General features: G+C 70.9%; 10 protein-coding genes. 5 read left to right on the plus strand and 5 right to left on the minus strand.

The window, feature by feature from the left end; translation table 11 throughout:
• On the minus strand, nt 1–875 hold an 875-nt coding region (locus SACSA_RS21895; RefSeq protein WP_019814551.1), incomplete at its 3' end, for an alpha/beta fold hydrolase.
• 212 nt (nt 876–1,087) lie between these two features.
• Here SACSA_RS21895 and SACSA_RS0107010 point away from each other — a divergent pair.
• The 4 genes from SACSA_RS0107010 (at nt 1,088) to sepH (ending at nt 6,501) form a co-directional block, all read left to right on the plus strand.
• Nucleotides 1,088–2,869 (plus strand): L-lactate permease, encoded by a 1,782-nt coding sequence (locus tag SACSA_RS0107010; RefSeq protein ID WP_019814554.1) that lies wholly within the window; start codon nt 1,088–1,090, stop codon nt 2,867–2,869.
• Nucleotides 2,870–2,881: 12 nt separating this feature from the next.
• Nucleotides 2,882–4,237: a serine hydrolase domain-containing protein gene (locus tag SACSA_RS0107015; protein ID WP_019814556.1), complete on the plus strand. Its 1,356-nt coding sequence runs from the start codon at nt 2,882–2,884 to the stop codon at nt 4,235–4,237.
• A gap of 44 nt (nt 4,238–4,281) precedes the next feature.
• A complete protein-coding gene (gene serC, locus SACSA_RS0107020; protein ID WP_019814558.1) occupies nt 4,282–5,412 on the plus strand; it encodes a phosphoserine transaminase in 1,131 nt (376 codons plus the stop codon).
• 180 nt (nt 5,413–5,592) lie between these two features.
• Entirely contained in the window at nt 5,593–6,501 is a 909-nt protein-coding gene (gene sepH / locus SACSA_RS0107025; RefSeq protein ID WP_048876479.1) for a septation protein SepH, read from the plus strand.
• A gap of 119 nt (nt 6,502–6,620) precedes the next feature.
• Here the strand turns inward: sepH and SACSA_RS0107030 are convergent, their stop codons facing one another.
• On the minus strand, nt 6,621–7,772 hold the full coding sequence (locus tag SACSA_RS0107030; RefSeq protein WP_019814562.1) for an NAD-dependent epimerase/dehydratase family protein: 1,152 nt from the start codon (nt 7,770–7,772) through the stop codon (nt 6,621–6,623).
• Nucleotides 7,773–7,916: 144 nt separating this feature from the next.
• On the opposite strand from SACSA_RS0107030, the gene SACSA_RS0107035 reads away from it, so the two are divergent.
• The gene (locus tag SACSA_RS0107035; protein WP_019814564.1) at nt 7,917–8,438 is read left to right on the plus strand and encodes a GtrA family protein; all 522 of its coding nucleotides are present in this window, start codon (nt 7,917–7,919) and stop codon (nt 8,436–8,438) included.
• Here SACSA_RS0107035 and SACSA_RS0107040 read toward each other — a convergent pair.
• The 3 genes from SACSA_RS0107040 to SACSA_RS24495 form a co-directional block, all read right to left on the minus strand.
• Nucleotides 8,359–10,608: a glycosyltransferase family 2 protein gene (locus SACSA_RS0107040; protein ID WP_019814566.1), complete on the minus strand. Its 2,250-nt coding sequence runs from the start codon at nt 10,606–10,608 to the stop codon at nt 8,359–8,361. The genes SACSA_RS0107035 and SACSA_RS0107040 overlap by 80 nt on opposite strands.
• Nucleotides 10,609–11,562 carry an NAD-dependent epimerase/dehydratase family protein gene (locus SACSA_RS0107045; protein ID WP_019814568.1) on the minus strand — a complete coding sequence of 318 codons (954 nt, stop codon included), beginning with the start codon at nt 11,560–11,562 and terminating at the stop codon, nt 10,609–10,611.
• Between the two features lie 111 nt (nt 11,563–11,673).
• Nucleotides 11,674–11,833 (minus strand): DUF2537 domain-containing protein (locus SACSA_RS24495; protein WP_019814571.1); only part of this gene is annotated, 160 nt, incomplete at its 5' end.

The raw sequence follows: 11,833 nt of genomic DNA on the forward strand, positions 1-11,833 counted from the left end.
GCCTCGACGAACTCGGTGACGGCACCGGCCACACGCGCCGGGTCGGCACGCACCACCCAGTGCCCGCCCGGGATACGGCGCACGCGCAGATCCGGCACCCACCGGCCGATCTCGGTCTGGAGCGGAACTCCCACGAACGGGTCCTGCGCAGGGGCGAGGACCTGGACCGGGACGTCGGTGGGGCGGGGCCGGGGACGGCCCAGGCGGCCGACGATGTTGGCGCGGTAGAGGTTCAGCCCGTGCACCGCGTCGGAACGGCGCGGTGCGGGCTCGGCGGGCTCCCACCGGCGCACGAGGCGCGCGAGGAGCCCGCTGCGCCAGGCCAGCTCGGGCAGGACGGGGAGCTGGAAAAAGGCGAGGTAGCTGGAGTGCAGGAGCTGGCGCGCCCCGTCGGCGAGGCGGCGCGGGCTGGGCCGCAGCCGGGACCGCATCCACTGCGCGGCGTGGTCGAGACTGGGCCCGGAGATGGAGGTGAACGAGGCGACCCGGCCACGCAGCCACGGCCCGGTGACGGCGTGCCAGGACTGGATGGACCCCCAGTCGTGCGCCAGCAGGTGCACGGCCTCACCCGGACAGACGTGGTCGACGACGGCGGCCAGGTCGGCGGCCAGCCGGTCGAGCCGGTAGGCCGCGACCTCGCGCGGCGCGTCCGAGTCCCCCGCGCCGCGCACGTCGTAGGTGACCACGCGGAAGCGCCCGCCGAGGTGGGCGCGCACGCCGTCCCACAGCGCGGAGTCGTCCGGATACCCGTGTACGCAGACCACGGTCGGCACGGTCCTGGCCGCGTCCCCGTGGCCGTTTCCGGCCGGGTCGGGCTCGTGGACCCGCACCGCCAGCCGGACTCCGTCCTCACTTTCGACCCAGCTCCGAGGCATCGGCTCATGCTAGACGCGGCACGGGCCGGTTCGTGCTCCTCGCCACGCCCTCCACACTCGGCTCGGCCCGCGCGACGACGGTGTTGACGCCGTGCTCAGGTGCTGTAACACTGTGTCGCTCCGCGATTATGGCGGAAGTCACATTCCGCCATGTGGAAAACGGCTGCTTCGGCTACCGAGAAGTTCGGGCCACCAACGAGGGCGGTGCGGGCATGGACAACCTGGCGGTGCTCAGTCTCGTCGCATTGGCACCCATCGTGGTGATCGGAATCCTGCTGGTGGGGTTGCGGTGGCCCGCCAAGTACGCGATGCCGCTCGGTTTCGCCGTCGTGGTCGGCACGGCGGCGTTCGTCTGGGGCGTCGAACCCGTCGTCATCGCGGCGTCCAGCATCGAGGGGCTCGTGCTGGCGGTCGGCCTGCTCTATATCGTCTTCGGCGCGCTCCTGCTGCTCGGCACGCTGAGCAGCAGCGGCGCGCTGGCCACGATCCGGGGCACGTTCACCGACATCAGCCCCGACCGGCGAGTGCAGGCGATCATCATCGGCTGGCTGTTCGGCAGCTTCATCGAGGGCGCGTCGGGCTTCGGTACCCCCGCCGCCGTCGTCGCGCCGCTGCTGCTGGCACTGGGCTTCCCGGCGATGGCAGCGGTCATGGTCGGCCTGACCATCCAGAGCACCCCGGTCACCTTCGGCGCGGTCGGCACGCCCGTGCTCGTCGGTGTCACCGACGGCCTCAGCGGCAACGCCGACGTCGCCGAGCGCGCCTCGATGCTGGGCCTGCCCCTGCCCGACTACATCGCGGGCATCGCCCTCGACGCCGCACTCATCCACGGGATCGTCGGCACGCTGATCCCGCTGTTCCTCGTGTGCCTGCTCACCGGGTTCTTCGGCACCAGGGACAAGCCTCTTCCCGCCCGGCTGGCGGACGGGCTCGGGGTGTGGAAGTTCGCGCTGTTCGCGGCGCTGTCGATGACCGTGCCCTACGTCGCCGTCGCCGCGCTGCTCGGCCCGGAGTTCCCCGCGCTGCTCGGCGGCCTGATCGGACTGGCGATCGTGGTCGCCGCCGCTCGCCGCGGGGTGTTCCTTCCCCGTGAGCCCTGGGACTTCCCGCCGCGCGCGAACTGGGAATCCACCTGGATGGGCCGGGTGGAGCCCGACTCCGACGTCGCGGGCCGCCGGATGCACCCGGTGCGCGCGTGGTCGCCCTACCTGCTGGTGGCGGTGCTGCTCGTGCTCACCCGCACGATCGAACCGCTCTCCGATGCCCTCACCGGGATCTCGCTGAACTTCGACGGCATCCTCGGCACCGGCATCTCCGAGAGCCTCGAACCGCTGTACCTGCCCGGCTTCATCCTCGTGCTCGCCAGCGTCGCGGCCTACGGACTGCACCGGATGAACGGCGCGCGGATCGCGGCCTCCTGGCGCGTGGCGGGCAGGCAGATCGCGGGCACGGCGGTGGCCCTGCTGTTCGCGCTGCCGTTGGTACGGGTGTTCATCAACTCCGACCTCAACACCTCCGGCTACGAGAGCATGCCGCTCACCCTCGCCGACGGCGCCGCCTCCGCCGTCGGCGACGCGTGGCCGGTGTTCGCGCCGTGGATCGGCGCGCTCGGCGCCTTCGTGGCGGGCAGCAACACCGTCAGCAACCTGATGTTCTCGCTGTTCCAGTTCTCCACCGCCGAGCAGATCGGCGTCAGTCCCGAGCCCGTCGTCGCGGGGCAGGCCGTGGGCGGGGCCGCGGGCAACATGATCACCGTGCACAACGTCGTGGCCGCCTCGGCCACGGTCGGACTGCTCGGACGCGAGGGCGACCTCATCCGCAAGACGATCATCCCGATGATCTACTACTGCCTGTTCGCCGGCGCGCTGGCGTTCGTGTTCACCACCGGGCTCGGCCTCAACCTCGGCACGATCATGCTGCTGGTGCTGCTGCTCGCGGTGGCCGCCGTGATCGGCAGGCTCCAGGCGACCGGCCGCGCGGCGCGCACGGGGTGAGCGCGAGGCAGAATGACGGCCATGCTGCCGACCACCGAATTCGCCCTGTTGCGGCGCGTCGCCACCGAACAGGCCACCGGGCGCGCCCCGTCCCTGGTGGCGGCCGTGGTCCGCGACGGCGAGACGCTGTTCTCGGCGGGCCGCGGCGAGGTCGGGGGCGCACGACCGGACACCCGCACGCTCTACCGCATCGGCTCGATCACCAAGTCGCTGGTCGCGGTCGTGGTCATGCGCCTGCGGGACGAGGGCAGGCTCGATCTGACCGACCCGCTGGACAAGCACGTGCCGGGCACCGCGTTCGGGGGCACGTCGGTGGCCCAGCTCCTCTCCCACACCAGCGGCCTGACCTCCGAGTCACCCGGCGAGTGGTGGGAACGCGCGCCCGGCGGCGACTGGGACGAGCTGAACGCCACCCTCGGCGCCGGCGAGGTCAAGCACCGGCCCGGCCGCCGGTTCCACTATTCCAACGTCGGCTACGGCGTGCTCGGCGAGCTGGTCGCGCGGCTGCGCGGCACGAGCTGGCTCGACGCCGTGCGCACCGAGGTGCTGGACCCGCTGGGTATGCGCGAGACCACCGAGGCGCCCGCCCGGGCGCACGCGCCGGGCCTGACCGTGCACCCGTTCGCCGACGTCGTGCTGCCCGAGCCCGCGCACGACGCGGGAGCGATGGCGCCCGCGGGCCAGCTCTGGTCGTGCGCCGACGACCTGGCGCGCTTCACCGCGTTCGTCGGCGGCGACACCGGCGAGGTGCTGCACCCGGACACCGTCGCCGAGATGCGCGAGGCCGCCATGATCGACGACAGCGGACCGTGGTCGATGGGGTACGGCCTCGGCTTCCAGCTCGCCCACACGGGCGGACGGCGGCTGGCCGGGCACACCGGGTCCATGCCCGGGTTCCTCGCCTGCACGATGATCGACCCGGCCACGAGTACGGGCGCGATCGCACTGGCCAACGCCACCGGCGGTGTGGGCATCCTCTCCCTCGTGGCCGATCTGATCGCGCTGGCCGACGACCACGAGCCCGCACTGCCCGAGTGGCGCCCGGCTCCGATCGACACCGGACTGCTGGAGCTGACCGGTCTGTGGCACTGGGGCCCGTCGCCGCACCACCTGCGGGTGCTGCCGGACGGCCTGCTCGACCTGCGCCCGGTGTCCGGGACCGGCCGTGCGTCCCGCTTCCGCCCGTTGGGCGGGGACCGCTGGCTCGGCCTCGACGGCTACTACTCCGGGGAAACCCTCACGGTCGTCCGCGACGCCGAAGGCAGGCCGCACCACCTGGACCTGGCGACGTTCGTGTTCACCCGCGTTCCGTACGACCCGACGGCGCCGATCCCGGGCGGAGTCGACCCGTCCGGGTGGCGGGGGTGACGCGCGTCATTCAACCTCGTCCGGGACCGTGAAAGACTGGCGGCATGTCCGAAGCCGATGAGTTGACACTGCCCGCAGACCTCAAGCCCTCCGACGGCCGCTTCGGGTGCGGACCCTCCAAGGTGCGCCCCGAGCAGCTCGCCAACCTGGCCAAGGAGGGGGCACACGTCCTCGGCACCTCGCACCGCCAGAAGCCGGTGAAGTCCCTCGTCGGCCGGGTGCGGTCCGGTCTGGCCGAGCTGTTCCGCCTGCCGGACGGCTACGAGGTGGTGTTGGGCAACGGAGGCACGACGGCGTTCTGGGACGCTGCCGCCTTCGGCCTCGTGCGCGAGCGTGCCCAGCACTTCACCTACGGTGAGTTCTCCTCGAAGTTCGCGGGCGTGACGAAGAAGGCGCCGTTCCTGGCCGACCCGGTCGTCGTCGAGGGCGAACCGGGCAGCGCTCCCGCGATCGCCTACGAGCCGGGCTGCGACGTGGTGGCCTGGGCCCACAACGAGACCTCGACCGGCGTGGCCGTCCCCGTGCGCCGCCCCGAGGGCAGCGAGGGCGCGCTGGTCACCGTCGACGCCACCTCCGGCGCTGGCGGACTGCCCGTCGCGGCCGAGGACTTCGACGTTTACTACTTCGCGCCCCAGAAGTCGTTCGCCTCGGACGGCGGGCTGTGGGTCGCGCTGTGCTCGCCCGCCGCGCTCGACCGGATCGGCGAGCTGGGTGCCTCGGACCGGTACGTGCCCGAGTTCCTGTCGCTGACCACGGCGCTGGACAACTCGCGCAAGGACCAGACCTACAACACCCCCGCCGTGGCCACGCTGTTCATGCTGGCCGACCAGATCGAGTGGATGCTCGGCAACGGCGGCCTCGACTGGACCACCGCGCGGACGCGCGAATCCTCCGACCGGCTGTACCAGTGGGCGGAGAAGACCTCGTACACGCGGCCGTTCGTGAGCGAGCCCGGACTGCGTTCGCAGGTCGTGGGCACGGTCGACTTCGACGACGACATCGACGCCGCCGCCGTGGCCGCGACGCTGCGCAGGAACGGCATCGTCGACGTCGAGCCCTACCGCAAGCTGGGCCGCAACCAGCTCCGGGTCGGGATGTTCCCGGCGATCGAGCCCGACGACATCACCGCGCTGACGCGGTGCGTGGAGTGGGTCGTGGAACGGCTCGCGAAATAGCGGTTTCAGGATTCGCCTGATCGGGAGGCGGGTACACGGCGCGTCGGAGCTGTACAGATCGACCGTGTGGAGCACGATCGACACAGGTTGTTCGCGGAAACTCCGGCGCGCCTCACCCGTCAAGGCGACGCGCCGTCCTACCGTGGACACCCACAAAGGTGATGTCTTTCGGAGGCGGACATGCGAACGCTGCGAGTGGTCGGGTTGCACGAGGACGGCACGTCCCTCGTGTGCGAAGACCCTGAGCGCCGCGAACGATTCCTCCTGCCCGTGGACGAGCGGCTCCGCGCGGCCGCCCGCGGCGACGTCGCCCGGCTCGGCCAGATCGAGATCGAGCAGGAGAGCACGATGCGCCCACGCGAGATCCAGAGCCGCATCCGGGCGGGCGAGTCGGTCGAACAGGTCGCCTCGGCCGCCGGGATGCCCACCAGCCGCATCGAGCGGTTCGCCCACCCGGTGCTGCTCGAACGCTCTCGCACCGCCGACCTCGCGCAGCGCGCGCACCCGGTCCGCGAGGACGGACCGGACGTCCGCACCCTCGGCGAGATCGTCGCGCACTCGTTCGGCCTGTGGGGCCAGGACTACGCCCGGGCGGAATGGGACGCCTGGCGCTCCGACGAGGGCAAGTGGGTCATCGGGCTGCGCTGGAGCGCGGGCCGGTCGGACAACCACGCGCACTGGTCGTTCTCACCCGGCGCGCACGGCGGCACCGTCACCGCCCTCGACGAGCAGGCCGAGGCGCTGCTCGACCCCGACTCGCACCGGATGCCCCGGCCCGTCGGTGAGTCCGGCCGGGACTCCGAGGAGGCGGGCACTCAAGATGCGCACCAGACCGGCCGGGAGGGCGCCAGGGTGATCGAGGCCCCGCTACCCGGCCCGGCCGACGACGACGGTGTGTCCCCTGCCTCCTCCGCTCCCGGCGGCGCCACCGCCGCACCGGGCGACGGCGAGGACGAGCGGCTGGTGCCCGAACAGGCCGGGCACGCCGCCACGGCAAGCCGAGGCAAGCCGCCCCGCAAGAAGAACACCCACCCGGCCGTCCCCGCGTGGGAGGACGTCCTTCTCGGGGTCCGCAGCCAACGCGGCTGACCCACCGCCCTTCAGTCAGGCGCCGGCACGGCAGTCAGTCACCGGCAAGGCCTCCTTCACTGCGCTCAATGCAGTAAAGGAGGCCTTGCCGACTCGCCAACAAGAGAGGGAGGACGGCGTCAGTTCTTGGCGCTCGCCCACTTGACCTTCGGCAGCAGGTTCTCGTGGTTGACGCGGTGCTTGTTCTCCTCGACGAGGGGGAACAGCGACTCGATCAGCGTGTCCGAGAGCAGGTGCGGCTTGAGCCCCAGCTCGAGCAGACCCGTGTGCTTGACGTTGTAGTAGTGCTCCTCCAGCTCCCAGCGCGGGTTCTCGAGGTAGTCGATCTGCACGGGCCCGGGGAACGTCTCGGCGACGAGCTCGGCGACCTGCTTCACCGAGAAGCTCTCGGTCATTTGGTTGAACACCCGGAACTCGCCCCTGTCCGCGGGGTTCTCCACGGCCAGCCGCAGGCACTCGACCGTGTCGCGAATGTCAAGCATGCCGCGCGTCTGACCGCCCTTGCCGTACACACTCAGCGGCTGGCCCAGCACGGCCTGGATCACGAAGCGGTTCAGCACCGTGCCGAACACGGCGTCGTAGTCGAGGCGGGTGGCCAGGCGCGGGTCGCGGGCGGTCTGGTCCGTCTTCTGCCCGTAGACCACGCCCTGATTGAGGTCGGTGGCCCGCATGCCCCAGATGCGGCAGCCGAACTCGATGTTGTGCGAGTCGTGCACCTTCGACAGGTGGTAGAACGAGCCCGGCTTCTTCGGGAAGAGCATCCGGTCGGAACGACCGTTGTGCTCGATCTCGATCCACCCCTCCTCGATGTCGATGTTCGGGGTGCCGTACTCGCCCATCGTGCCGAGCTTCACCAGATGGATCTCCGGGTTGATCTCGGCGATGGCGTACATGACGTTCAGGTTGCCGACCACGTTGTTGTACTGCGTGTAGACGGCGTGCTCGCGGTCGATCATCGAGTACGGCGCCGCGCGCTGCTCGGCGAAGTGGATGATCGTGTCGGGTTCGAACTCGCGCACGACCCGGTACACGAAGTCGGCGTCGACGAGGTCACCGACGTAGCAGCCGAGTTCCTTGCCGGAGACCTCCTTCCACGCCGCGACGCGGGCGTCGAGGTCCTCGATGGGGACGAGGCTCTGCGAGCCGAGTTCCTCGTCGTACCCCCTGCGTGCGAAGTTGTCGACAACCGCGATTTCGTGGCCGCAATCGGAGAGATGGAGGGCGGTCGGCCACCCCAGATATCCGTCACCACCCAGAACGAGGACTCGCACGACTCGACTGCCTCCAGATCGTCACTCTCGTCAACGCCGGGTTCCCCCCAGCGACCGCACTCCCTGAATCCGGTTGTCACCGTGTACCACCGGGGCACACGGATCAACCCGCACGGAGGATACGGACGTGCCCGGGCCCCCCGGATGGCGGGTATGCACAATGGAAGGGTGAGCACAGCATCCGCTGCCGCCGCCGAACCTCCGAGTGCCCGGCTCACTCGGCCGCGGCTGCTGGTCCGGCTTTTCCGCGCGGCCACGAGCTCGGCGCTCGCGACGGGGATCAGCCAGGCCACGTTGATTGGTCTGCTGTGGGCGGGCGCGGCACCCGCGCTGGCGAGCGCACTGGCGTTCGTCGCGGGCGCGGTCCCGAACTTCCTGCTGGCCCGCCGCTGGGCATGGGGCCGCACCGGGACCCCCGCGGTGAAGCGGGAGCTGGTGCCGTACTTCTGCGTCATCGGGGCGGCGGGCGTGGCCTCAGTGGGCTTGACCACGCTCGCGGGCCACCTCACCGAGCCGCTCGACCTGTCCGGCTTCGTCCGGATCGTCGTGCTCGACGCCGTCTTCCTCGGAAGCTACGGCCTGGTGTTCATCGCGAAGTTCGCGTTGCTCGACCGGTTCGTGTTCCGCGGCGCAGGACGAACTCGCGAACCCAGGTTCCGAGCATGACGCGGGCGTAGTTCGCGCCGTACTTCAGGCTGCGGCCCTTCTTGCTGGCGCCGTTGGTGCGCAGCCGCATCGTCATCGGCACCTCCAGCACCCGTGCCTTCCTGGCGAACACGCCGAGCAGCAGCTCCGAGGACTGGTACTGCGGCTCGCGCAGGGTCACCGAGGTGGCCAGGTCGGCGCGCATGGCACGGAAGCCGAACGAGGTGTCGGTGATCCGGTGCAGCGTGAGCACCGATGCCAGCACGGAGAACACCCGCACGCCCAGCCAGCGAATCGTACTGTCGTGCTGGTAGCTGCCGAGCGTGCGCGATCCCGTCACGAAGTCGGCCGCGTCGTCGAGCAGCGGTTTGACCAGCATCGGCATCTCGTTGTTGTCGTACTGGCCGTCCGCATCGGTCGTGACCACGTACCGGGCACCGCACTCGTGGGCGAGGTGGTAGCCCAGCCGCAGTGCGGCGCCCTGGCCCCGGTTGCGGCTCGCGACGCACACGTACGCCCCGGCCTCGTGCGCGACGCGCGCGGTGTCGTCGGTGGCGCCGTCGACCACGACGAGCGTCGACACCGGCAGGTCACCGCACGTGGTCGGCATGTCCCGCAACACCGCGGCAATGCCCTTGGCCTCGTTGTAGGCGGCGATCACCACCACCAGCGGGCCGAACGGGCTCGACCCGTAGCGCTGGCGGAAGTCGGCCACCGCCTCGGCGTCGACGTCGTCGGGGAAGTCGTCCATCGTCGGTCTCCGTCCTGTGGTCGCGCCGGACCGCTCGGGGCGCGCCCCGAGGAGCGCGGCCAGACCGAGCGCACCCCCCAACGGCAGCAGCACCAGCGCGGGAATCTGGTAACGCCAGGAGAACTCGAACGCCGACGAACCGAGCAACAGGATGAGACCGCTTCCGGTGGCGAGCAGCGCCGCCGACCGCAGTCCCGACCGCCGTGCCCTGCCGACGCCGAGCGCGGCGAGTATCCCAAGCATCGAGGCCGCCGCCAGCGCCGGCCCCCACGTGTAGCCACCGCCGAGCTGGTAGGCGCGCAGGAAGCCGGTCAGGTCCGTGTCGGCGTGCGGCAGGACGCCGTCGCGTTCCATCGTCGTCTCGTTGTACTGCCTGAGCGAGTCGGGTCCGACGTTGTAGTACGGATAGGTGAGCTGGAACTGCCAGCGCTCCACCGGCACGTCCTTGGCGTGGGTGCGCTTGATCGGGTCGAAGTTCTTCAGGAAGTCGCGCACGACCGAAGCGGTGAAGTCGATCGGCTGGTTGGTGATGACCTCCATGGCGAACTCGTTGGCCAGCTCCTGCTTGCTCTCGCCCGGCGGCAGGTCCTCCGGCCAGTCGGGGTCGCCGTAGACGTAGTGGGTGTAGTAGTCGATCTTACGCCGGTCGTCGAGCGGCTCGTCGGGGCAGAAGAGCTGCAACATCTCGTCGCCGGAGGGCAGCTCCGAGCAGTCGGCCACGGAAGCCGTACGCCCGTACAGGACGTTGCCGGTGGCGCCGGTGAGCCCCACCCTGCCGGTGGCGGAGTGGAAGTAGGCCACGTACGGCCCGAGCACGACCAGCGCGCCGAGGGCGGCCGCGCCGACGCGCACGCCGATGCGTTTCCACCCCGCGCGGGTGCGCCAGGCTCCCCCGGCCACCACCAGATACACCGCCATCGGCAGGAACACGGTGATGCCGATGGTGCGGGTCAGCACCGCCGCGGCCACCAGCAACCCGGCCAGTCCGCAGCGCCACCCGGTCGGTGTGCCCCGCCCGAGCAACGCCCACATCGCGCCCACCAGCAGGGCCTGGAACCAGACCTCCGACATGATGAGTTCTTCGATCTGAAGCTGGTAGGCGTCGAGCAGCACGGGGGCCGCGACGAGCGCCCCCAACCACGGGCGGGCGGTGTGCCGCAGCACGAGCGCGTACAGCGAGACGGCCAGCACCAGCCCCAGCAGGTGTTGCACCGCGGCGACGAACGAGAATCCGCCGAACCCGAACAGCACCTTCAGCACCGCCGCGTAGCCGACCGGGTTCAGGTCGTGCGGCCGGAGCGCGTCGAGGTTGCCCAGGTAGCGAAAGGTGTCGATGTAGAGCAGAGCGGGCTGGTAGGCCAGCCACACCAGCACACGGAGCGTGACGCCAGCGGTCAGCAGGACACCCAGCAGCCAGTGGCGGCGGAGAAACCCGGTCACTCAGAACACTTTCTGCCTGTCGTGGTCGAGGAAATACTGCCACGTGGCGGCCAGGCCGTCGTGCAGGCTGTGGGCGGGCCGGTAGCCGATGGTCTCGGCGCTGCGCTCCAGGTCGACCACCACGGCGGGCATCTCACCGCCGGGCGCCGGGACGTGGTCGACCGGGATGGGGCTGCCCGTGACGTCGCGGACGGCGTCGATGAGGTCGAGCACCGACACCGAGCGGCCCGCGCCGACGATGGCCCTGCCGACGTGCTCGCTGTCCCACGCCAGCTCGATACCGCGCACCACGTCGTCGAGGAAGACAAGGTCGCGGCGCTGCGTGCCGTCGCCGTAGACCCGCACGCCCTCACCGCGCAGCGCCGCGCGCATCAGCCTGGGCACGAAGCTGTCCTTGTGGCTCATGCCCGGCCCGTAGACGTTGGTGAAGCGCAGCGCACAGGTCGCCATGCCGTAGGCGCCCGCGTAGCCGGACATCAGCATCTCGCAGGCGGCCTTCGTCGCCCCGTACGGCGTCAGCGGCGCCAGCGGCATGTCCTCGTTGATCGTCGCGGTGCCGACGTCGCCGACCACCGCGTTGGTGGAGGCGAACACGAATCTGCGCACACCGTGCATTCGTGCCAATTCCAGCAGTTCGTGCGTGATGGCGACGTTCTGCGCGTAGGTTCGCGCGGGCATCTCCACCGATTTCAGCACCGAGGTGATGGCGGCGAGGTGGACGATGCCGTCGGTGCCGGGAACCACGGCGCGCTCCCGGACCTCCGGATCGGCCAGATCGCCCTGCACGGCCACGACGCCCTCGTCGGCGATCTCGATCGGTTCGCGGTCGACCACGGTGACCCGCGCGCCCCTGCGCCGGAACGCCGCGACCACGGCGCGGCCGATGAACCCGCAGCCTCCCGTGACCACCACGTTCGGCGTCTCTGCGTTGGTCGTATTGGTGCGCGACGACATGCGGTCAAACTACCCGTGCGCCGATCGGGCCAACCGGGCGGCTGGAAGACCCGCCGCCCGCGACGGCTCCCTCCGGCGCGCACACGCACGGCCGAGGACCGTCGTGGCTGGTCAGCCCAGTGCGATCACCAGCACACCGGCCCAGGACAGGACCACTCCCGACGCCGCGCCCAGCACGATCCAGCGCACGACCGGCACGCGGCGGCCCAGCCACAACGACGGCGCCACCCCGGCCGTCACCACGGCCGCCGCCAGCACCGCGACCCACCCG

Origin of the sequence: Saccharomonospora saliphila YIM 90502 (assembly GCF_000383795.1) — a bacterium.
In the GTDB taxonomy this organism is placed as follows: domain Bacteria; phylum Actinomycetota; class Actinomycetes; order Mycobacteriales; family Pseudonocardiaceae; genus Saccharomonospora; species Saccharomonospora saliphila.